Source organism: Natronorubrum thiooxidans (assembly GCF_900156475.1).
Lineage (GTDB): Archaea > Halobacteriota > Halobacteria > Halobacteriales > Natrialbaceae > Natronorubrum > Natronorubrum thiooxidans.
Genome location: NZ_FTNR01000004.1, coordinates 36241 through 58858, shown reverse-complemented (window position 1 = coordinate 58858; position 22618 = coordinate 36241). Strand labels below are relative to the sequence as shown.

21 protein-coding genes are annotated in these 22618 nt (G+C 64.2%); 7 read left to right on the top strand and 14 right to left on the bottom strand.

The annotated features are described in order from the left end of the window. Positions 1-93 precede the first annotated feature (93 nt). Both purL and BW940_RS06995 read left to right on the top strand, forming a co-directional pair. Positions 94-2325 (top strand): phosphoribosylformylglycinamidine synthase subunit PurL, encoded by a 2232-nt coding sequence (gene purL, locus BW940_RS07000; RefSeq protein ID WP_076608487.1) that lies wholly within the window; start codon positions 94-96, stop codon positions 2323-2325. Positions 2326-2421: 96 nt separating this feature from the next. Next, the gene (locus BW940_RS06995; RefSeq protein ID WP_076608486.1) at positions 2422-3003 is read left to right on the top strand and encodes a response regulator; all 582 of its coding nucleotides are present in this window, start codon (positions 2422-2424) and stop codon (positions 3001-3003) included. 7 nt (positions 3004-3010) lie between these two features. Here BW940_RS06995 and BW940_RS06990 read toward each other — a convergent pair whose 3' ends face one another. Both BW940_RS06990 and BW940_RS06985 read right to left on the bottom strand, forming a co-directional pair. After that, positions 3011-4891 carry a sensor histidine kinase gene (locus BW940_RS06990; RefSeq protein WP_076608485.1) on the bottom strand — a complete coding sequence of 627 codons (1881 nt, stop codon included), beginning with the start codon at positions 4889-4891 and terminating at the stop codon, positions 3011-3013. Between the two features lie 229 nt (positions 4892-5120). Continuing rightward, complete coding sequence (locus BW940_RS06985; RefSeq protein WP_076608484.1) at positions 5121-6110, bottom strand: ornithine cyclodeaminase family protein; 990 nt, start codon at positions 6108-6110, stop codon at positions 5121-5123. Between the two features lie 255 nt (positions 6111-6365). On the opposite strand from BW940_RS06985, the gene BW940_RS06980 reads away from it, so the two are divergent. Beyond that, entirely contained in the window at positions 6366-7808 is a 1443-nt protein-coding gene (locus tag BW940_RS06980) for an amidase (RefSeq protein WP_076608483.1), read from the top strand. Between the two features lie 12 nt (positions 7809-7820). Here BW940_RS06980 and BW940_RS06975 read toward each other — a convergent pair whose 3' ends face one another. From BW940_RS06975 to BW940_RS06960, 4 genes are all read right to left on the bottom strand, one after another. Further along, positions 7821-9044, bottom strand: a complete 1224-nt coding sequence (locus BW940_RS06975) for a GNAT family N-acetyltransferase (protein WP_076608482.1) — start codon at positions 9042-9044, stop codon at positions 7821-7823. Positions 9045-9118: 74 nt separating this feature from the next. Then, the gene (locus BW940_RS06970) at positions 9119-10279 is read right to left on the bottom strand and encodes a pyridoxal phosphate-dependent aminotransferase (RefSeq protein ID WP_076608481.1); all 1161 of its coding nucleotides are present in this window, start codon (positions 10277-10279) and stop codon (positions 9119-9121) included. Positions 10280-10281: 2 nt separating this feature from the next. Continuing rightward, on the bottom strand, positions 10282-10767 hold the full coding sequence (locus BW940_RS06965; RefSeq protein WP_076608480.1) for an Lrp/AsnC family transcriptional regulator: 486 nt from the start codon (positions 10765-10767) through the stop codon (positions 10282-10284). A 290-nt stretch (positions 10768-11057) separates the two neighbouring features. Continuing rightward, the gene (locus BW940_RS06960) at positions 11058-11708 is read right to left on the bottom strand and encodes a hypothetical protein (RefSeq protein ID WP_076608479.1); all 651 of its coding nucleotides are present in this window, start codon (positions 11706-11708) and stop codon (positions 11058-11060) included. Between the two features lie 137 nt (positions 11709-11845). On the opposite strand from BW940_RS06960, the gene BW940_RS06955 reads away from it, so the two are divergent. Both BW940_RS06955 and BW940_RS06950 read left to right on the top strand, forming a co-directional pair. After that, positions 11846-12409 carry a thioredoxin family protein gene (locus BW940_RS06955; RefSeq protein WP_076608694.1) on the top strand — a complete coding sequence of 188 codons (564 nt, stop codon included), beginning with the start codon at positions 11846-11848 and terminating at the stop codon, positions 12407-12409. 138 nt (positions 12410-12547) lie between these two features. Beyond that, entirely contained in the window at positions 12548-13138 is a 591-nt protein-coding gene (locus BW940_RS06950) for a methyltransferase family protein (protein WP_076608478.1), read from the top strand. A 13-nt stretch (positions 13139-13151) separates the two neighbouring features. Here the strand turns inward: BW940_RS06950 and BW940_RS06945 are convergent, their stop codons facing one another. Continuing rightward, the gene (locus tag BW940_RS06945; protein WP_076608477.1) at positions 13152-14255 is read right to left on the bottom strand and encodes an NADH:flavin oxidoreductase/NADH oxidase; all 1104 of its coding nucleotides are present in this window, start codon (positions 14253-14255) and stop codon (positions 13152-13154) included. A gap of 140 nt (positions 14256-14395) precedes the next feature. Then, positions 14396-14878 carry a hypothetical protein gene (locus tag BW940_RS06940; RefSeq protein WP_076608476.1) on the bottom strand — a complete coding sequence of 161 codons (483 nt, stop codon included), beginning with the start codon at positions 14876-14878 and terminating at the stop codon, positions 14396-14398. A gap of 112 nt (positions 14879-14990) precedes the next feature. Here BW940_RS06940 and BW940_RS06935 point away from each other — a divergent pair, with 112 nt between their 5' ends. Beyond that, on the top strand, positions 14991-15341 hold the full coding sequence (locus BW940_RS06935) for a hypothetical protein (protein ID WP_076608475.1): 351 nt from the start codon (positions 14991-14993) through the stop codon (positions 15339-15341). Between the two features lie 630 nt (positions 15342-15971). Beyond that, positions 15972-16814, top strand: coding sequence for a BtpA/SgcQ family protein (locus tag BW940_RS06930; RefSeq protein ID WP_076608474.1), 843 nt, complete (start codon positions 15972-15974; stop codon positions 16812-16814). 18 nt (positions 16815-16832) lie between these two features. Here BW940_RS06930 and BW940_RS06925 read toward each other — a convergent pair whose 3' ends face one another. The 6 genes from BW940_RS06925 to BW940_RS06900 all read right to left on the bottom strand — a co-directional run bounded on the left by BW940_RS06925 (position 16833) and on the right by BW940_RS06900 (position 22502). Then, positions 16833-18146 (bottom strand): hydroxyacid-oxoacid transhydrogenase, encoded by a 1314-nt coding sequence (locus tag BW940_RS06925; RefSeq protein WP_076608473.1) that lies wholly within the window; start codon positions 18144-18146, stop codon positions 16833-16835. A 2-nt stretch (positions 18147-18148) separates the two neighbouring features. After that, positions 18149-18955: an N-acyl homoserine lactonase family protein gene (locus BW940_RS06920; protein ID WP_076608472.1), complete on the bottom strand. Its 807-nt coding sequence runs from the start codon at positions 18953-18955 to the stop codon at positions 18149-18151. An 81-nt stretch (positions 18956-19036) separates the two neighbouring features. Then, the gene (locus BW940_RS06915; RefSeq protein ID WP_076608471.1) at positions 19037-20278 is read right to left on the bottom strand and encodes a tripartite tricarboxylate transporter permease; all 1242 of its coding nucleotides are present in this window, start codon (positions 20276-20278) and stop codon (positions 19037-19039) included. A 159-nt stretch (positions 20279-20437) separates the two neighbouring features. Further along, positions 20438-20779, bottom strand: coding sequence for a 50S ribosomal protein P1 (gene rpl12p / locus BW940_RS06910; RefSeq protein WP_076608470.1), 342 nt, complete (start codon positions 20777-20779; stop codon positions 20438-20440). Between the two features lie 18 nt (positions 20780-20797). Next, a complete protein-coding gene (locus BW940_RS06905; protein WP_076608469.1) occupies positions 20798-21868 on the bottom strand; it encodes a 50S ribosomal protein L10 in 1071 nt (356 codons plus the stop codon). Between the two features lies 1 nt (position 21869). Then, positions 21870-22502, bottom strand: coding sequence for a 50S ribosomal protein L1 (locus BW940_RS06900; protein WP_076608468.1), 633 nt, complete (start codon positions 22500-22502; stop codon positions 21870-21872). Positions 22503-22618 lie beyond the last annotated feature (116 nt).

The following is a 22618-nucleotide window of genomic DNA, read 5'->3' as shown; positions in this document are numbered from 1 at the left end:
GTCCGGATCGGATAGCGAACGCATGCTCTTGAGAAGATGCACGAACGTGCACATAGAAACCCCTTTACTACCCGACTTCCATCACCGACATGAATGAGTCTTGCCGATTCGGACCACAAGCTCGTCGTTTCCGAGCTGGGGCGAGAGCCGACGCCGGCGGAGGCGGCGCTGTTCGAGAACCTCTGGAGTGAACACTGCGCGTACCGCTCCTCGAGACCACTGCTCTCCGCGTTCGACAGCGAGGGCGATCAGGTCGTCATCGGGCCGGGTGACGACGCGGCGGTCGTTGCCCTGCCCGGAAACGAGGACGAGGACGGTTCGAGCACCTACATCACGATGGGGATCGAGAGCCACAACCACCCCTCCTATGTCGACCCCTTTGACGGGGCCGCGACGGGTGTCGGCGGGATCGTCCGGGACACCCTCTCGATGGGTGCCTATCCGATCGCGCTTGCGGACTCGCTGTACTTCGGCGAGTTCGACGCCGAACACTCGAAATACCTCTTCGAGGGCGTCGTCGAAGGGATCAGCCACTACGGCAACTGTATCGGCGTCCCCACGGTCGCGGGCAGCGTCGACTTCCACCCCGATTACGAAGGCAACCCGCTGGTAAACGTCGCCTGTGTCGGCCTCACCGACGAGGAGCGACTCGTCACGGCCGTCGCCCAAGAGCCCGGCAACAAACTGGTGCTCGTCGGCAACGGGACCGGCCGCGACGGCCTCGGCGGCGCGAGTTTCGCTAGCGAGGACTTGGCGGAAGACGCAGAAACCGAAGACCGCCCGGCCGTCCAGGTCGGCGACCCCTACGCGGAGAAGCTGCTGATCGAGGCCAACGAACAGCTCGTCGAAGAGCAACTGATCGAATCCGCCCGCGACCTCGGTGCCGCCGGCCTCGGCGGTGCCTCGAGCGAGCTGGTCGCCAAAGGCGGCCTCGGCGCACACATCGAACTCGAGCGCGTCCACCAGCGTGAGCCGAACATGAACGCTTTAGAGATCCTGCTGGCGGAATCCCAGGAGCGGATGTGTTATGAGGTCGAACCGGACAACGTCGACCGCGTCCGGGAGATCGCCGAGCGCTTCGATCTGGGCTGTTCGGTCATCGGCGAGGTCACCGACGGAAACTACGTCTGCACCTTCGAGGGAAGCGAAACGCAACGCGCCTCGGACGACTCGAGCGGCGACGGCACGGAGCCGCGAGAGCGCGAGACGGTCGTCGACGTCGACGCCTACTTCCTCGGCGAGGGCGCGCCGATGAACGACCTCGAGAGCGAGCCCGTCGACCAGCCTGAGACCGACCTGCCTGCAGTCGACCTCGAGGCGGCCTTCGAGACGATCGTCTCGAGTCCGAACACGGCCTCCAAGCGGTGGGTTTACCGACAGTACGACCACGAGGTCGGCGTCCGCACGAGCGTCGGGCCGGGCGACGACGCGGCGATTATCGCGGTTCGAGAAGCGGAGCAGGGGCTTGCAATCTCCTCCGGTGCGGCACCGAACTGGACGAGCGTCGCCCCCTACGTCGGTGCCAAAGCGATTGCCCTCGAGAACGCGACGAACATCGCGGCCAAAGGCGCGACGCCGCTTGCAGCCGTCGACTGTCTCAACGGCGGCAACCCCGAGAAACCCGATGTGTACGGTGGCTTCAAGGGTGCCGTCGACGGGCTCGCGGACATGTGCTCGACGCTGTCGACGCCGGTCGTCGGCGGGAACGTCTCGCTGTACAACGACTCCGTCGCCGGACCGATCCCACCGACGCCGACGTTGGCGATGGTCGGGACGAAAGACGGCTACGACGCCCCGCCGCTGTCGGTCGAATCGGAAGGCACGCTGTTGCTCGTCGGCGACGTCGGCCTCGAGGCCGGCGACGTTCGTCTCGGCGGCTCCGAGTATCTCGCCCAGTTCGACGGCAGCGACGCATTCCCAGAACTGCCGGCCGACCCTGCAGCCGTCGTCGAGACCCTCGCCGACGTGGCCAACGACGAGTCGACCCTCGCCGTCCACGATATCAGCCACGGCGGCCTCGCCGTCTCGCTCGCCGAGATGATCACCGAGGACGCTGGCCTCGAGGTCTCGATTCCTGTCCCCGACGCTGCCGACGAGACGGCCGCGGCGGCCGCGCTCTTCCACGAACAGCCGGGTCGTGTCGTAATACAGACCGACTCGCCCGACGCCGTCGCGGACGCGTTCGACGGCGTCGCCCCGGTCGTCGAACTCGGGGCGGCAACCGACGATGGCGAGTTGACGATCGACGTCGGGTCAGCGACGATCACGACGGATGCCGCGACGATCGACGCACACCGTTCGACTATCGAAGACGGCCTCGAGTAACTGTCGTTCGGATCGGCAATTACCGCGGTCCCGGTATCTTAATATACTATCGGTACGATTCGAGAGACGAACTACCCTCCTGGAGGTGACTGTGTGATGACTCCTGACACTTCGTCCGTCTTGATCGTTGAAGACGAACCCGACCTTGCGAGCCTGTATGCCACCTGGCTCGAGGGAGCATACGACGTCGAGACGGCGTACGATGGTGAAACGGCACTCGATGCCGTCGACGAGTCGGTCGATATCGTCCTGCTCGATCGACGGATGCCCGGGCTCTCCGGCGAGACGCTGCTGGCCACGCTTCGGGAACGCGACCTCGAGTGTCGTGTCGCAATGGTCACCGCCGTCGAACCCGACTTCGACATCATCGGGATGGGGTTCGACGACTATCTCGTCAAACCGGTCTCGAGAGCCGAACTGCTCCGGATCGTCGAGCAACTGGTGTTGCGCTCGAGCTACGACGAACAGCTCCAGGAGTTCTTCGCGCTCGCCTCGACGAAAGCCCTCCTCGATGCCGAAAAAACCGCTGCCGAACGCAAATCGAGCGAGGAGTATGCCCAGTTGCAAGATCGCCTCGCAGTGTGTCGAGTGCAGGCTGGGGAGACCATGATGGAGCTGTTCGAACGGGACGGCTGCCGACGACTCTATCAGGATCTCTCACCCGAACCTGTCTCATAGCACCGACTCAGGGCTGTTTTTCGAGCGTCGTCATCTCGCGGATCTCGATCCGTGTCCCGCCGGTATCGCCGGGCTCGACGGTGAGCCGCCAGTCGTGGGCCTCAGCGATCGCTCGAGCGAGAGTGAGTCCCAGGCCGTCGATGGGGCTGGCCGTCACATCAGCAGTGATCTCGGTCGGCGACTCGCGCTCCTGTGAGTACGCCGCCGGCGAGATGTCGGCGGCGTCGTCCCGGATGAACACGCCTCGAGAGCCATCGGTCTCGTCGAAGCCAACCAGTCCCACCTGAATCGTCACCGCGCCGTCGGCGCGAGCCATCGCATCGTCGAACACCGTCTCGAGGAGGTGTACAAAGCGGTCCCGGTCGGCCCGAAGCGTCGCCGCCTGTTCGACGATGATGGCATCGCCGTCGAGTTGGGACCGCTCGAGCGCGTCGTCGATCGCCGACTCGAGGTCGATCCGACACCGGGGGCCGACGGTCGAGGCGTTCCGGGCGAACTCGCGGACGTCGTCGACGAGCCCTTCGGCACGGTCGAGCGTGGTTTCGACCGAATTTTCCGCGAGCGGGAACTCCCACTCCTCGGCGTCGCCGTCGTCTTCGAGGGCGTCCGCGACGGCCGAGAGCTGCTGTTGGAGATCGGTCGAGAGGATCTCGGCGACCGACTCGAGCCGGTCGGTCCGGTGCTCGAGTTCGGCTGTTCGCTCCCGCAGCACCCGCTCGCGGTCGGCTCGATCGAGTGCCGCGCGGGTGTTCTCGACGAGAATGGAAATCAGGTCGACATCCGTCTCGTCGAACTGGTCGGCCTCGAGTGCCCCGGTCATGAGGACGCCGTGGGTGCCGATGGGAGCGATGATCTCCGATCGAAGCGGCGTGTCGGGGTTGTAGAGCTCCGCGATCGACTCGAGGTCGTCGAACCGTTCCACCGAGCCGCCCTCGAAGACGTCCCAGACGAGTCCCTCGCCGGGGGAGAATCGCGGCAGGCCGCCGAACTCCTCGTGTGCGCCAGCGGTTCCGGCAACGGGATCGAGATACCCCCGTTCGTCGTCGAGCAGCCAGACGCCGCTGATCGGGAGCTCGAGCAGGTCACTGCCGGCGTGGACGGCAATCGCACAGATCTCCTCGGGGTCGTCGGACTCGAGGAGCCATCGGGTGACTTCGTGTAGCGACGTGACGACGCGTTCGTACTCGTGGTGGTCGGTAACGTCCCGGATGACGGCGGCGACGGTTGCGTGATCGTCTTCGATCGGGACGAACCGGAACTCGCCGATCCGATCGGTTCCGTCAGCGGCGGTAAACGCCACCTCGAGCTGGCGTCTGTCGGCGTTGCCGACGTCGATGTCGGTAATCGCACGACCGATCTCGACGGCGTCGGCGTCCGAAATGCCCGCTTGCTGGGTCAGCGTTTCGACGTGCTCGCCGATGAGTTCCGAGCGATCGGTCCCAAGTAAGTCCTCGATGGCGCTGTTGACGGTGACGATCTCTCGGTTACGATCGAGCGTGAGGATGGCGTCGTAGACGGCCTCGACGACGGCGGCGTGCTGGGCGAGCGTCGTCTCCTGTGACTTTCGCTCGGTGACATCGCGCATGTAGACCGAGAGGCCGGTTTCGGATGGATACGCGCGGGCCTCGAACCAGGTCTCGAGTTGGGCGTGATACACCTCGAACGAGACCGGGACCTGTTCGTCCATCGCGCGGTGGAACCCGTCGGGGAACTGGGTTTCGACGGTTTCTGGGAACTCATCCCACATCACGCGTCCGATCAGCTCCTTCCGAGAGCGTTTCAACAGGGTTTCAGCGCGCTCGTTGAGATAGGTAAAGCGAAAGTCCGTATCGAGTGCGAAGAAGGCGTCGGTGACACGATCGACGACGGGGATCGATCGGAGCGTCATCGCTCTCGACCGTCGTTCTCATTTGATATCGATGGAACAACGCCTTCGAGACGGCGTCGCTCGACGTTTACACTCTGGTCACTCATCGGCAACTACTCCACCCCCATTTTGTACAGTGACTATTTCAGTGTCGTGGCCGGGACCGGCTATGAGACGTAACACCACTGTCCACTCTCGTATGGCATCTGACACCATTGTTCGCTTTTCGATGGAGATCCGTACCCGGCCCTCATATAGTCACCGTCGTGCCGAGGTCGGCATCTTCGGCTCGAGCGAAGACGAACTCGGCGGTTGCAGCGTCTAGAACCGCCGTCCCAACGCTCTCGAGGACGATGATCTCGTCTGAAGCCGTGCGGCCATCGCCGTCAGCTAGCGTGTCGCTAAAGCTGGAGACCTCGAGGCCGTCGTGGGTCCGAAGATCACCAGTCTCGACCGCCTCGTCTGGAACGTCGGCGATGATACGGGACGCACGCTCGATCGTCGTCTCGTCCAGTTCGCGCATTGCGGCCGTGTACGCGCCGACGGCGATCACGAGCGTGCCGGCAGCGAGGGCCTCACCGGGAAACACCGGTTCAGTGCTCGTCGTCGTCGTGACGACGACCGAGGCGTCGGTGACGGCCTCGCGTGGACTCGCAACCGGCGTCACGTCGACGTCGAGGGCCGACTCGAGGTCACGAGCACACTCGAGCCGGGAGTCACTGGGCGAGTAGACCCGGATCGCAGCGAGTCGGTCGACGCCGACGGCAGCGGCGATGGCTCGTGTCTGCCAGCGTGCCTGTGTGCCCGCGCCGATGACTGCCAGGTCGAGCGGCCCGTCGACGGCGAGTTTGCGGGCGGCGAGCCCACCGATACAGCCCGTGCGGGCGCTGGTGATCCGGTTGCCCGCGAGGTAGCCGACCGGCTGGCCGGTTTCGGCGTCGGCGAGGGAGAGCTGTGACGTCACCGTCGGCAGTCCGCGTTCGGGGTTGTCCTCGCAGACGGTGACGAGTTTCGTCGCGGCGTAGGCGTTCCCGTGAATGTACGCCGGCATACAGAGGCCGGTCCCAGTCGACTCCGCAGGCGTGGCGGGATCGAGCCCCGTCCCGATCGGATAATGTGGCCGTTCGGGACGTTCGACCGCGCCCGCTCGTTGCTTCTCGAAGGCGTCGGCAACGACCGGTAACAACGACTCGAGGTCGAGTACCGACGCGATATCCTCGTCGGAGAGCACACGAACCATACGCGCACATCGTCGGTCGACTACTTCAGTTGCCTGACCCGCCGGCGCGTCGTCCTCGAGCGGTTTATACTGTCGGACAGGACTATTCGACGATCGGTCGCACTACTGCGGCCGTCACCCCCGGAGACGGCCGCGAATTCGCGACCGACGTCGTACTGACTGCTGTCCGATAGTATCAGCACTCGTGTAACTGGCTGGCTGTGCAGTCACGTGGCTGCCCTCGGCTTTATTGTGTCACGTATGGTCACTTTGTGCATGATTGATACGCTCACGACTATCGATGAACTGACGACGGCGATCCGCGACGGCGACGTCTCATCGGAAGCCGTCGTCGACGACATCCTCGAGCGAATCGCGGCCACCGAGGGGCTGAACGCCTACATTACGGTGCTCGAGGAGTCGGCCCGAAAACGCGCTCGCGAAGCTGACCGTGCGGCCGCCGCCGGCGAGGACCTCGGCCCGCTTCACGGCGTGCCCGTCGCGATCAAGGACCTCCGGGATCGCAAGGCCGGCGTTCGGAACACGCTCGGCCTCGCCGCCCTATCCGAGAACGTCGCGACGACGAATTCGATCACCGTCGAACGTCTCGAGGCCGCTGGGGCGGTGATCGTCGGGACGACCAACACGCCGGCGCTCGCCCACACGATCAAAACCGACAACCGGCTCGTCGGTGCGACGGCGACGCCGTTCGATACGGAGCGGTCAGCGGGAGGCTCCTCCGGTGGGTCAGCCGCGGCAGTCGCCGCCGGCCTCGCACGACTTGCGACTGGCTCGGATATCGGCGGCTCGCTTCGGGTTCCGGCGTCGTGTTGTCACGTCATCGGACTCAAACCCTCGTTCGGTCGGATCCCCTCGAATTCGCGGCTCGAGTCGTTCGACAGCCATTCGCCGTTCATGGTCGCCGGGCCGATCGCCCGCACCACCAAAGACGTCGCGCTCGGCTTCGAGATCATGGCCGGGCCGGATCATCGCGATCCGCTGAGCGTTCCCCGTGGTGACGACGACGTGTTCGAGGCGCTCGAGCGACCGACAGACGACCTCTCGATCGCGTACAGCCCGGATCTGGACCTCCAGCCCGTCGCTCCCGTCGTCCGCGAGGCGGTTGGGGCGGCCGTCGACGATCTCGCGGCTGCCGGCGCGACGGTCGAGTCCGTCGACGTTGCCCTCCCCGACGTCGACGTGCTTCGCCGGGCCTACTACACGCAGGTCGGGGGGTACTTCGCGGCGATTGCGAGTCGGGTCGAAGAACAGTACGGCATCGACTTCGAGACGGCCGACGTCGAGGAAACGGTTCGCTCGACGATCGCGCTGGGGTCGGATTCGAAGCCGCTCGAGGAACGACTCGCCAACGGGCCACGAGTCGAGGCTTACGACGCGATCGAGGCGGCACTCGAGGGCGCGGACGTCCTCGTAACCCCGACGCTGACCGTCCCGCCCTACGGCAAACACCTGCGCGATCGGTATCCGACGGAAATCGACGGCCACGAGGTCGCGGGCATCCCGACCGACGCAATGCTTACGTGGGTGTTCAACCTCACGGGCCATCCGGCCGCGTCTGTTCCAGCCGGCCTCACCGACGACGGGCTCCCGGTCGGGCTGCAGGTGGTCGGCCGCCGCTACGCTGAATCGGACGTGTTGGCCGCAACAGGGGCACTCGAGCGGGTTCGGCCCTGGACGCAGCAGTATCCCGACGAGTGATCGACACCGCCGTCAGAAATACTCGCCGAGGTAGACATCCGTTTCGGGAAACCACGTCGTGACGGTCTTGAGAGCGGTCGAATCCGTGGCCGTTAGTCGGCCCGTTCGCTCGAGGCGTGGTGCCGACTGGGAGCCGACGACGAGTTGTGAGAGGGCGGCAACGTCGAGGCGTATGTCGGCGCTTTCCGGATCGATGCTGTCTGCCAGTCGCGTACACGCCGACCTCCCGTCTGCCCCCTCGAGTCTGAACGTCCCGTCGTTCCAGTCGGCCAGCGGATCGTCGACGGCGATCGTCACGTCGGTCTCGAGCGCGGGAGCCGAACAGGCAGAGAGCGTCTCGGCGACGTCGACGATTCGAACCATCGGGCCGTCTTCGACGACGGTGTCGATCTCGTCGGGATCTCGAGCGATGTCTCGGATCGGGACGTCCCCGGGCACTCGCAAGCGAACTCGCTCGATCTGTGAGTCGTGTCTGTGACAGAACGCGAGCAGTGCCAGCAGGGCGTCGTGGTCGACGGCGACGAGTTCGGAGACGGCCATCGTCCGCCCGTTCGAGTCGTCGTCGATCGTGTAGACGAGATATCCACGAACCTCGCCGTCACGTTCGACGGCGTAGACGAACGGGTCGCGGTCGTGGCCGGCGAAGACGCGCCGTCGCCACCACTGCTCGTCGCGCTCGAGTGCGAGCCCGTATCGCTCGGCGTGTGCGTCGTAGGCCTGCTCGAGACGGTCGTACTCGTCGGCCTCGAGTCGACGGAACGTTCCCTCGGTGTCGACAGCGCCAGTCGCGAACTCGAGTGCCGTCGGCGCACACTCGTGGGTAACGATGCTGTTTGCCGTGTCCCAGCCGTACTGTCGGTAGAAGCGATAACGAAACGGCCACAGGACCGAGAATCGGACGTCTCGGTCGCGATACTCCGCGAGCGAGTTGGCGAGCAGTCGACGGACGTACCCGCTGTGGCGGTACTCCGGCGGCGTCGCGACCGACGCGAGCCCGGCGGTTCGGTGGGGCTCACCGCGAACGTGGGTCTCGAGCCAGTAGTGTCGACAGACGGTCCGCGGGGCCGTATCGTCTGCTGTGGGGTCGTACAGCCCGCGGCGGGAGCCAAGCGTCGCTCGCGGCGTCTCGTGTTCGTCGGGGTCGTACGTCGGCACTCCCGATTCCGGCCGGAACGCGTAGCTGCGGTACTCGTGGAAGACGTCCCGTTCGTCGGGGATGGGACGGTACTCGACCATACCGAGGAGGTGTGGGCGAGCAGGAAAACAGTTCGTGTCTCGCGCCGGACGGTGCGTCGATTCCGTCGTCGAGACTACGCGTGTTCCTCGACGAACGCTTCGATTCGGGCTAAGGCCTTCCGGAGATCGTCGAGCCCGGTCGCATAGGAGATCCGCAGGTGATCCTCGCCACCCTCGCCGAAGACGTCGCCAGGGACGACCGCGACACCCTGTTCGCGGAGGACGCCCTCGGCGAACTCCTCGGCGGTGAAGCCCTCGGGCACTTCGGGGAAGCAGTAGAACGCCCCTTTGGCCTCGAAGACGTCCATCCCGATCTCGCGGAACCGCGAGAGGACGAACTGGCGGCGGCGGTCGTACTCGTTGACCATATCCCGGACGTCGTTCTCACAGGAGCCGAGCGCCTCGAGTGCGGCATGTTGGGCTGTCGTCGGGGCCGACAGCATCGTATACTGGTGGATCTTGTTCATCGCGTTGATCGCCTTGGCGGGACCGAGTGCATACCCCAGCCGAAGCCCGGTCATCGCGTGGGCTTTCGAGAACCCGTTGAAAACGATGGTCCGCTCGCGCATCCCCTCGAGACTCGCGATGGACACGTGTTCGTTCCCGTCGTAGGTGAGTTCGGCGTAGATCTCGTCGGAGAGCACCATCAGGTCGTGCTCGCGGGCGAACTCGGCGATTGGCTCGAGGTCAGCCTCGGTCATGATCGCGCCCGTCGGGTTGTTGGGATAACAGAGCACGAGCATGTCGGCCTCGTCTGCACCCGCTTGCTCGAGGCCCTCGACAGTGAGTCGGAACTCGTCTTCTTCCGTCGTCGGCACGGAGAGCACCTCGCCGCCGGCGAAGATCACGCCGGGTTCATACGAAATGTAGGATGGCTGGGCAATCGCGACCGTGTCGCCGGGATCGACAAAAGCCCGGAAGGCGAGGTCGACGGCCTCGCTTGCGCCCGCGGTGACGATGATCTCTTCTTCGGGGTCGTAGCCCAGCTCGAATCGGTCGGCGACGTAGTCAGCGATCGCCTCGCGGAGTTCGCGTTTGCCGCGATTTGCCGTGTAGGAGGTCTTGCCCTGCTCTAAAGAGGTGATCGCGGCGTCGCGTGCCGCCCACGGCGTCGAGAAGTCGGGCTCACCGACTCCAAGCGAGATGACGTCGTCGCGTTCCTCGGCGATCTCGAAGAACCGTCGGATCCCCGACGGCGGCACCGTCTGAACGCGTTCGGACAGTTCGAACGTCATGATTAGGGTGAGAACGACAGCCGCTCGTCGTCTTCGCCGTCACCGAGCTCGATCCCGTTTTCTTTGTAGGAAGTCATCACGTAATGGGTGACCGTCTGGGTGATCTCGGGGACGGGTGCGACCTTCTCACTGATAAACTGAGAGACCTCGCGGATGGAGTCACCCTCGACTTCCATATCGAAGTCGTAGTCGCCGCTGACCAGCCGTAAGGCTTTGACCTGGGGGAACCGTGCGAGGCGCTCTGCGATGTCGTCGTAGCCCGTCTCGCGGTCGAGCGTGACGTTCAACTCGACTTCGGCGCGGACGCGCTCGTCTTCCAGTTTGTCCCAGTCGACGACCGCCTGATATCCACGAACCACACCTGCTGCCTCGAGTTCCTCGATCGTGTCGTCGACCTCGGACTCCTCGAGGCCGGTCATTCGCGCGATATCCGCCGTCGAATACCGTGCGTTCTCACGAAGCAACTCGAGTACCTCGCGTTCGCTCATATCTCCCAGAAATGCAAGCGCGAGTAAAGTTCTACCGTTGTTCGGCTGGGAGAGTGAAACGGGACTAGTGCAACGACACTTCACACCGCGGGCAGATCTGGGCCTGCATAGGGATCCGCTGTCGGCACTCGGGGCAGGTAATATCTGCTTCCAGCTGGAAGCGGTGTGCTCGGCTCATGCTACTACACATTACACTCACGAACGATATAAAGCGCATGTTCGGACGTACTGACTGTCATACTTCCCGATGACTATCGAACGGGCCCCGGTCGACGGGACCGCCGGTCGGGTTATCGGTAGTTTTTGAACAACAGCGCCCGCACGTCGTCTTTCGTCTGGACCTGTTCTGTCGTGCCGTCGGGCAACTCGACGCTGTAGCGGTAGTCCGCCGACGTGGCTTCGCCCCACTTGTCGTCGTGGGTCTCGAGGAGGCTCATCATCTCGTCTAACATATCGTCGTCGTCGGCATCGCCGCTGGCACCGCCGGACGCGTCAGCATCGATCACATCGCCGTCGGGACCGGAGTCTGGTTCGTTCCCGGCATCGCTGTCGTCTTGTTCCTCGGTGTCGGCTTCGCCATCACTCGAGTCGCCTTTCAACTCGCCCATCGAATCACTGTCAGCCTCGGTGTCGGGGTCGGCGTCGGCTTCGGCGTCGTCCGTGACCGACTCGTCTTCGACGTAGGAGACTTCTTCGAGGGCGTGTGGATCAGTCTCCCCCTCGATTGCAGCCCCGACGGAAGCGGCGACGTCGTCGGTCGCCGAGGATTCGACCGCTGCCTCGAGTTCGACAGCCGCGTCGTCGTCGAGATTATCGAGCAGGAACTGGACGGCGTCGCGTTCGCGGACGAAGCCGTACTCGCCGACGACGTCCTCGGAGATCGCTTCGCGAAGCGACTGGATAGCAGCGTACTGGTCGTCCGTGATCTCGAGCGTTTGCATATGATATCGATCTCACGGGGGGTACAAATATGTGGGCCGTGTTGACCGTCCGCTGGACCAACAGCTCCCCAGGGCGACGACAGCGATCGAGTCTCCTGAACACGACGTTTAAGCCGTCACGTCCGGAACCCACGACCATGGTACTCAAAGAATCAGACTCCGAACTCGCGGCCGGCGACGCCGCCCCCGCGTTCGAACTCGAGGGCGCAGACGGCGACACCTACACCCTCGAATCGTTCGCCGACAACGAGGCGCTGCTGGTCGTCTTTACGTGCAACCACTGCCCGTACGCTAAAGCGAAGTTCGAGCTACTGAACGAGGTGGCCGCCGAGTACGATGACGTCGCAGTCGTCGGGATCAACCCCAACGACGCCGACGAGTACCCCGACGACTCCGTCGAGAAGATGCGCGAGTACGTCGAGGACGGCACGATCCAGTACGACGCCTACCTGCGCGACGGGAGCCAAGACGTCGCTCGAGCCTATGGCGCGGTCTGTACACCGGACCCGTTCCTGTTCGAAAACGCAGGCGGTGAGTTCCAACTCGTGTACCAGGGTCGCCTCGACGACGCGCTGAACCCCGACGACGAACCGACGCGGTTCCACATCCGGGAGGCGATCGACGCCGTCCTCGCGGGCGAGGCGGTCGACCTCGAGTGGCAGCCCTCGCAGGGCTGTTCGATCAAGTGGACCGACGAGTAGGGCTGTTCGATCAAGTGGACCGACGAGTAAGGCTCTCGAAACGGATTCTCCTCCTGACTGTCTCGTCGCGTCTCCATTTTGACCGCGGGAAAAGACAGATTATTAATAGCTATATAGTGACGTGAACGCGTAGTCGCCATGGCGCTACCGCTGTATTCACAACCCCCGTATCTGTACGTGTTCCTCGGTTCGATCGGACTGTGGGTCGTCTCGGACCTCAGCATCGGCGTTCGACACGGTGGCCAGTCGGATACCACGCAGGATCGATGGTCGAAGCACGTCATTGGTGGGGCCGTTAGTGGCGGCGCGCTGGCTGCCGCGTTGGGTCCCGAACTGCTGTCCGTGCCCGCTCTCCCACGTCCCGTTGGCACGTTCTGGCTCGGGATCGGGCTCGTGTTCGTCGGCATCGCCATCCGCCAGTATGCGGTCTGGACGCTCGGCGAGTACTTTTCGCTCGAGGTTGATATCGACGAGACGGACAATGTTGTCACTGCGGGTCCCTATCGATGGGTCAGACACCCATCGTATACGGGCGGGTTCCTCTCGCTGGTCGGACTCGGCGTCGCCAGTGGGACGTGGATGGGGCTCGGAGTCGTGACTGGTGCTGGCCTGCTCGCGTACGGCTACCGGATCCGCGTCGAAGAACGAGCCCTTCGGGAGACGTTGGGCGAGTCCTACGACGAATATACCAATCAGACGCCGCATCGGCTGCTCCCGGGGCTCTGGTGAATCGAACAGCGACTTACTGAACCGCCCGCCGGTACTGCTCCGGCCATGCCATCGGATCGTCCTCGAGGTCGTCGGACGCACGGAGCCCGAAGTACGGATCGCGGAGGAACTCCCGGCCGACGAGGACGACGTCGGCGCGGCCGTTGCGGACGAGTGCGTCGGCCTGTTCGGGTTCGGTGACGCCGCCGACTGCACCGACGGCGACGTCTGCACCCTCCCGGACCGCTTCGGCGAGTGGCACCTGGAAGTTCGGCCCGCCGGGAACCGCTTGGTCGGGGTGGAGCCCGCCCGAACTGACGTCGATCAGATCGACGCCGCGGTCGGCGAGGTCGTCAGCCAGTCGAACGGACTGGTCGATATCCCACGCGTCTCTCCCCTCGAGCCAGTCGGTACCCGAAATGCGAACGAAGACGGGCTTGTCCTCGGGCCAGACATCTCGGACCGCGTCGACGATTTCCCGAAGCAGGCGCGTGCGGTTCTCGAAGCTCCCGCCGTAGTCGTCTTCACGGTGGTTCGTCACGGGAGAGAGGAACTCGTGGAGCAGATAGCCGTGGGCCGCGTGAACTTCGGCGATCTCGAAACCGGCCGAAAGCGATCGCTCGGCCGCGGCTCGGTAGGCGTCGATCACGCCCTGAATGTCGTCCGTGTCGGCTCGTTTCATCGCGGGTCGGTCGCCGTCGAACGGCGGATAGGCATCGGGCGACGGAGAGAGGACCTCCCAGCCCGACGCGCCGTCGGGGTCGGTCTCGTCGGGCTGAATCGGGAGGTTACCGTCCCACGGACGGCACTTGCTCGCCTTGTGACCCGCATGAGCCAGTTGAATCCCCGGCACCCCACCCTGCTCGCGGATGAACGCGGTGATCGGCTCGAGCGCCTCGGCGTGTTCGTCGCTCCAGATGCCCAGATCGTAGGGCGTGATCCGCCCGCGCGGTTCGACGGCGGTGGCTTCGGTCATGACGATGCCGGCACCGCCGACGGCGCGGCTGCCGAGGTGGACGCGGTGCCACTCCGTCGGGAGCCCGTCGGGCTCACAGGAGTACTGGCACATCGGCGAGACGGCGATTCGGTTGGGGATCTCGAGGCCGCGCAACTCGAGTGACGTAAACAGGTCGGTCATCCCGCGTGTGTTTCGATGGCGACGGCAAAACGGTCATGAACGGGGCCGGCCTTGCCGCCTCGAGGCTCGAGAGGGTCCGTTTCGGTGCCGGTCTCAGGTAAGAGACTGTTGACCGCCTGTTTGGGGAGTCATAGGCTCGACTATCGCTCGTGACAGCTGGCCAATCCTTCGGGCGTTCCTCGCGTCCGAATCAACCACGTGTCACTACACCAGGGAACGAGTTGGACCCGGTACGTATACTCGAGATCACGGATGTAGAGCCCACGAGCGACTGCCGGATGATCGTGTCCCTCGTGACGGTGGGGGTCGAACACTGGGAGTTCCTCGAGGGCAGCGAACGCAGTGCCAAACTCTCGCCGCGAGAGCGTGACCTGCTCGTCGGCTCGTTCCAGTGCTGCGTGGAGCGAGTCGAGGTCGACGAGCAGGTCATCATCGTGGGGGGTCACGAACTCGTCCGGCGGAAGCTGATCGTCTTGCCCGTCGGCGTCGAGCAGCGGTTCGAGCGGCGCTGCCTCGATATGCCCGCCGAAAAAGCCTGGCCAGTGTGGCTGTCTCGAGGCTGCGACACCGAGACCCACGCCGCCGAGTGCTTGGAGGACCGAACGCCGGGACGGTTCTGGCATCGCCACAGGTTTGGTCCACAACAAATAAAGTTATTTCTATGTATCTGTTATAGAGCTCAACACAGTTCGTATTGGAAGATATACTTATCCGTGCTCGGTCGTATCTCTCACCATGGACGGAGAATCCGCGCTCACCCGCCCTCTCGGCGTGCTCGCTGTCGTTTTGCTGACGGTATTGTACAGCCTCGAGCGAGTCGTAGCGAGTCTCTCTGCGCCATCATTTGCGTTTTACACGGGCATCGCAGGGCTCGCTGTCTCCTACCTGCTCTGGCGAGGGGCGCTGATGGGGTGGATCGCAGCCGTCGTACTGTACACGGTATCGCTGCTCAATCTGGCACTCGGGGCGACTGTCTTCGGTCTCAGCCACGTGCCACTCGTCGCCGTCCCGCTCGTCGTCCTTGCGTATCTGTTGGTCGCACGGACTCGGTTTTATACGCTGAGCAGGCGCAATACCACGGCCTGAAGGCCGTGGATACGCGCCGTCACTTAGTGCCATGTTCCACCGTCAAGAACATAGCCGAGTTTCCAATCCTAACGTTCAAGTTACAGAAATCCCTATGCAGTGGTAAGGTCAGGTCGGAACGGAGCGGATTCCGAACGACCGTCGGAGGCGGCCTGTCCGCCCACGTAACGAGGTCGTTCGAAAATCAAAGATTTTCGTGATCACGAGAGACCCTGTCTCTCGGACGACAGTATCCGAAAGACAGGCGGTGAACACCGCATTCCAAAAGAGTGCGGTCGCGTGCCTCCTGTTTCAGCAAGCCCACGATACCTCCGAGTCTGCTGACGCTGACTCGGCGTTCGCCGGGCAAAAACAACCACGAACGCTGACGACGCCGAGGATAGGAGTAACGGCCATTTGGCATGGCCAGTCAGCCACCGACCACGACGACTGGGTTAGACGGGTTCCCGTGAAGTGGCGGCGTCCATGGTTGCGGACCTGAAACTCCCACCGCTCGGGATTCCTCCGCGTTTACGCGGAGGAGGATGTCAAGAGAGCCAGTCGTCGACTGAGCCGTCGACTGGCTGAGGAACCGATATCGTCTGGTCACTTGTCGTGCGGACTTTTGCCCCTCGAGCCAACACCATCGCTATGCCCACACCGACACCCCTCCACGATCGATTCGACGCCGATCGACCCGTTCTCGGGATGGTTCACCTGCCACCTCTTCCCGGCGCGCCGGGGTTCGACGGCGACCGTGACGCCGTCCGCACTCGCGCGCTCGAGGACGCCCGCCGCCTCGAGGCCGGCGGGGTCGACGGCATCGTGCTCGAGAACTTCGGCGACGCACCCTTTTACCCCGAAGCCGTTCCGAACCACGTCGTTGCAGACATGACCGCGCTGGCGTCGGCGCTGCAGCGAACCGTGGACATCCCGCTCGGCATCAACGTGCTCAGAAACGACGCCGACGCGGCGCTGTCGATCGCTGCGGCCACCGATGCCGACTTCATCCGGGTGAACGTCCACGTCGGCACCGCGGCGACCGATCAGGGCATCCTCGAGGGACAGGCCCACGAGACGCTCCGGCTTCGCGACCGACTCGAGGCCGACGTCGCCATCCTCGCGGACGTTCACGTCAAACACGCGACGCCGGTCGGCGAGGGAAATCTCGAGCAGGCCGCCCTTGAGACGGTCGAACGCGGCATGGCCGACGGCGTGATCGTTTCCGGGCCCGGCACCGGGGTTGAGACCGCGCTCAAGGACGTCGAACGGGTTGCGGACGTGCTGGCAGACCAAGCAGCGACACGGGAACGCACCCCTGTCTTCGTCGGCAGCGGCGTGACGAGCGAGACGGTCAGCGACTGCCTCGAGGTGGGCGCTGACGGTGTGATCGTTGGTACGGCGCTCAAAACGGGCGGGGAAACGACGAACCCCGTCTCACGCGAGCGCGTCGAAGAACTCGTGGCGGCCGCGCGGGACTCGAGTCGCCAGTGAGTCGATACCAGCGTCGAGTCACTCCCAGTTGTGCAGCGCGTCCCGGAAGATGTCGGTGGCGTCGTCTTCGGTCACCGGGCGCGGATTACAGCGCAGCAGGCGTTGCTGGGTTTCGACGGTCTGACTCGCCAGCCAGTCGATATCCTCCTCGGTGATCCCGGCGAGATCGTTGAGACCACTCGGGATGACGTTGAGGTCCTGCTGGAGCCGGACGTACTCCTGTCTGGCCCGATCTGCAGCCTCGCGAGTACCCAGTCCGTCTGTCTCGGCACCGAGCATCTCGGCGACCGCAACGAATCGCTCCGGATCGCTGGCCACGTTGTAGCCGAGCGTCGTCGCCGGCGTGAGGACGGCGATCGTCTCGCCGTGGTAGGTGTGATACCGGTTGCCGACGGGGTAGGCCATCGCGTGACAGAGGCTCGCGCCGGCCGTCAGCCCCGCGATCGCGCCGAATAAGGCCCCCTTGAGCATCGCCGAACGAGCCTCGAGATCGTCGCCGTTGTGGACCGCCGTCCGAACGTTACTCGAGAGGAGGTCGATCGCCTTTTCGGAGAACATCTCGGTGAGTCCCGTTCGCCCGGCGTAGACTGGCCGCGAGCCCGGATCGGACGCCCGCAGGAGGCTGTCGAACGGATGGGTCGTATAGCCCTCGATGGCGTGGCCAAGCGCGTCCATCGCCGTCTTGGCGGTCATCTCCGGGGGCAGCGTCGTCGTAAACGTTGGGTCGAGGACGGCCGCGTCGGCCCGGATGTGGTTGCTCGAGATCCCCTCTTTGATCTCTTTTTCCTCGACGGAGAGGATCGCGACCGGCGAGATTTCCGCGCCCGTACCGGCCGTCGTCGGCATGAGAATCAACGGCGGTCCCGACTCGGTCAGCGCCTCGCCCTCGCCAGTCGGTTCGGCGATGTAATCGAGCACCTGCCCGCCGTTTTCGATCACCGCTCGAGTCGTCTTGGCCACGTCGATGCAGCTACCGCCGCCGAAGCCGAGGTAGAAGTCGTAGCCTGCATCGCCCTCGTGTTCGCGGACGAACTCGATGCAGCGGTCGACGTTCTCGATCGACGGCTCGCGTTCGGCTCCGTCCCAGACGGTGACGTCGTAGCCCGCGTCCTCGAGGTGGTCCCTGACGCGGCCGACGTGGCCGATATCGACCAGGGTCTCGTCCGTGACGAGCAGCCCGTGGGCGTCGGCGTTGACACCCAGATCGGCGAGCTGGTAGCCCAGTTCCTCGACGGCGTCGCGGCCAAACCGGATCTGTGGCATCTGGAGGTGCCAGACCGTCTCCGGGCCGAGTTCGTGCTCGGGTGCCGACACCGAGCGGTCGTAGTCCATCGTCACTGTCCCCACCCGTCTTCGATCTTGGCGAACTGGTCCGTGTCGTGGCCGTAGACGACCGTCGCGTCGTGGCGGCGCTGGATTTCTTTGATCCGTCGGAGGCTGTCGAACCACTCTGTCTTCCCCCAGAGAAGGGCAGCCCCGAGCGGTTCCTCCGCCTCGTAGTTGGGCGCTTGATAGACCTGATCGCCGGTGAAGACGACGGTGCCGTCGTCGTCGAGGTGGATCACCGACCCCGTCAGTCCCGGCGTGTGCCCCGGGAATCGGACGAACTCGAGGTCCTCGAAGTGTTCTTCGCGATCCTGATGGATGATCTCCCAGTTGAGGTCGTGATCGAAGTCTTCGAGGATGTACGCGCCGCTGCCCTTGTCGGTCTTGGCGCTGTAGTAGGCGAACTTGATCTCTTTTTCATGGACGTAGACCGGGACGTCGGTGCCGTCGAAGAACTCGAGGCCGCCGGCGTGGTCCAGATGCAGGTGCGTCTGGAAGACCGCGTCGATCTCGTCGATGCTATAGCCTGCCGCCTCCAAGTCGTCGTCCAGTCGGTGTTCGTGGGCGTCGTGTGGATAGAACGCCTGTGTGAGTCCCTCGGGCCAGTGGCCCTCGAGTGCGTCGTGATGTGATCCAGTATCCCAGAGGATCGTCGCTTCGGGATGGTCGATGACGAGACACCAGACGGGGATCTCCTCGTAGTCGAGGTCCGGATTCGGCTCGTCGTGAGTCCCCAACGTCTGCCCCTCGATCATGTAGTTCTGGTCGCACTCGAGTCCGCCCCGGTAGATGACGTCGATTGTCGCGTTTACCATCGGTAAGACACCTCAAGCAGCTACATCGATCTTGGTGAAAAATATTTGTGTACTATTCACATGCAGTAATCGGCGTGATGGCTACGAGCCGACCAGCAGCGGGCCGATCAACACGCCCATCAAATGAACCCGTCGGGCCCGAACTCGAACCGGCACCATCCCGATCGCGGCCGCGACACAGAAGACCGCGATCCCGACAACGCCAGTGAACAGATACGAGAGACAGAGGAGGAGCGCGAGGACCGCGACCGAAATCTTCCAGTAATCGATCCGGCCGACGACCTCGAGATATGCGTCTCCGACGACGATCACGAGCACGAATCCGAGCAGTCCCGCGAGGACGATGCTGGCGAGTAAGATCGGAATCTCGAGCGGTGCGCCGAGGCTCTCGAAGGCGACCATCACGCCGGTTCGGGGCTGGCCGATGGCGACCAGCGCAAACAGTGCGAAAATCGTGTTCGCGGTATCGACACCGCTCGTTGCGACGATGTAGCCCCGATCGCCGGAGCGACCGGGGACGAACACCAGCACCGCGACGGCGGCGATGGCCGCCGACACCCCCGGAATGTAGCCGACGACCGCACCCGCGAGCGCACCGGCGACCGCCGTTACCCCGACGAGCGGGCCGGACATCGCGATCGTCTCGTCGTACTGGGATGGAATTCCGCTGCCGCGAAGTGCGTCGAGCAACACCGGCGCACCGAAGAGGCCGGCGAACAGCGGTGCGAGCATCCCGCCGGCCTCGAGTGGTGCGTCCGGCGAGAGATCGAGCGTGGCCAGCCCCAGCACGGCGGCGAGCGTGAACGAGACGACGGCGCCGACACGGCCACGCCACGTCCGTTCGGAGGCGACCAGTGCGACGACGACCATCGCCAACACGAGCGCCAGATGATCCCGGATCGTCGGGTACACAGCTGTCACACCCCACGTGATCGGCAGCGCAAGCGGAACGGCCGCGATGACGGCGAGGATACTGCCGAGTGCGGAGAGTCGAATCGCTTCGTAGCCCCGTCCCTCGAGCACCAGCCGGTGGGCCGGCAGCGCGGTGACGGCCATTTCGGCGTCGGGAACGCCGAGCGCCATCGCGGGGACGGCGTTGAGAAAGGTGTGAATCACGCCGGCCGAAAGCATTGCAGCGCCGACGAACAGCGGCGGACCGGGAACCGACGGCGCGACGCCGGCGAGCAACAGCGCGAAGTTGTTCGCGTGGAGACCGGGAACGAGGCCGCTACAGCTTCCGAGTGCCGCGCCGGCCAGCACCCAGCCGAGCAGTTGCAGGGTCAGCGAGGGCTCGGTGACGAACTCGACCGGAGCGATAGCCATCGACTCGTCTGGCCGCCCGTTCAGTCTTAAACCTGCGGTCGTCGTCGACTCACTCGAGTCGATTAGCGATCGCTTCGCCCATCGTCAGCACACAGCAGTCGCTCGTCGACCGTTGCGTCGAAAGAAAATCGGGATTTCGTGGTGTCGTCGCGTCGCGACTTAGCCGAAGAGTTCGCCGAGGCCTTCGCCACCGTCGCCTTCGTCCTCGTCGTCCTCGTCGTCGTCCGTCGTGTCCGGGACGTCGCTGGTCTCTTCAGCCTCGTCGTCCTCGTCGGCTGCAGCGTCAGCGGCTGCGCCGCCTGCGGCAGCACCGCCAGCAGGGACAGCAGCGGCTTCCGAGACTGCCTCGTCGATGTCGACGTCCTCGAGTGCGGCGACGAGCGCCTTGACTCGGGATTCTTCGACGTCGACGCCAGCAGCGTCGAGCACGCCGGTGATGTTGTCTTCGTTGAGCTCTTCGTCCGTTTCGTTCAGGATGAGTGCAGCGTATACGTATTCCATTGGTAAATCCTCCGTTGATTAGCCGAACATTGCGCCGAGTCCTTCGCCGCCGCCACCGTCTTCGTCGTCGTCATCGTCGTCGGTGTCGGCGTCGTCGGCCTCAGCGTCGTCGGTGTCGGCGTCGTCGGCCTCAGCGTCGTCGTGGTCGTCTGCCGATTCGTCCTCGCCCTCGTCGGCCGCTGCCGGTGGGGCAGGGGCCTCGACGCCCTGCAGCTCCTCAGGCAGGGCGTCCTCGTCCTCGATCTGGGCCGCAAGCGCACGCAGCTGTGCGTCGGCCTTGGAGACGAGGTCGGGCATCAGGGCTTCGTCCTCGATCGCCGCCTGCAGGCCGAGGCTCTTGGCCTCGCCCGTGGCTTTGGCGATGAGCGTTGGGGCGGTTGCTTCGGTCGGGTAGCTCGCGTTGACCGAGAGGTTCCGAGCACGAGCGGCGGCCGTCGCCACGTCGCTCTCGTAGGCCTCGATGTCGATATCGAGGTCTTCTGGGTCGAAGAGCACGCCTTCGGCAATGACTGCCTGCAGGTCGAGTCCGACCTCCTTGGGTTCGATCCCAAGCTCGTTGAGGACGTTCGACAGGTCCGCAGAGACTTGCTCGCCGGCCTCTAAGACCGTCGAGTCCTCCATGACCTGAATCGAACCCTCTTCGATGCGTGCGTTTGCACCGATGCTCTGGAGTTCACCGACGAACGGCCCCGGATCGACACCGGTGTCACCCTCGGGGACGACAATGTCGTTCGGCGCGACTTCGCCCTCGTTGATCGGCGCGGGCGTCTTCGACGCCTCGAGTTCCTTGTACAGCGAGAACGGGTTCTCGTTGGTTGCGACGATGCCGACCTGTCCTTCGATGTGCTCGACGAGGTCGCCGAGTCCGGCGTCTTCCAGTGCACGCGTCTGCAGGGTGTTGCGGCTGACGCGCAACACGGCGGTCCCGTGCAGGTCGCGGCGCATGTCCTGGAGCTGCTTCGAGGGAATGCCGGTGATACCGACGATGCCGACGCTCTCGTAGTCGTCGATGATCTGAGCGAGTTCGTCGACTTCCTCTTTCTTCCACTGGGGAAGGTTCTCGGTTTTGCGTTCAGCCTGTGCGCTCATTCTAGGCCACCTCCACGGATGGGCCCATCGTCGTCTTCACGTAGACGGCGTCGATGTTCTGGGGACCCTTCTCGAGGTCAGCGTGCAGGCGACGCAGGATGACGTCGATGTTGTCCGAGATATCCTCGGCGTCCATATCTTCGGCACCGACGAGCGTGTGGAACGTTCGTCGGTCGCCGGAGCGAAGCTGCACGGTATTTTTGAGCCGGTTGACGGTCTCGACGACGTCGTCGTCGGGCGCGAGCGGGTCCGGCATCTTCCCCCGAGGACCGAGGATGGTCCCCAGGTGCCGGGCGATGTCTTGCATCATCGCTTCTTCGGCGATGAAGAAGTCCGTCTCGTCAGCCATATCTTTGGCATCGTCGTCGTCCAGATCGGCCACGTCGTCGACCGAGAGCACGTCGTCCGCTGCCTCTTCGGCGCGGACGGCGGTTTCTCCCTCGGCAATAACGACGATGATCGTCTCCTGGCCGGTTCCAGACGGTAGGACGATGGACTCATCAACACGGTTCGACGGTTCGTTCAGGTCAAGGTCGCGCAAGTTAATCGCGAGGTCTACCGTCTCGGTAAAGTTCCGATCGGGCGACTCCTCGAGTGCGCGAGCCACTGCGGTTTTAATATCCGAATCTGCCATCGTTCACCTCCGTAGTACGCAGGAATGCTCCTACGGGTTAGTGAAACAGGTGATGCCTGTCTCTGTTGAACGAAGTGCCATGTCGAACTTAAACCCGTCGAACTGTTCTGCAGGGG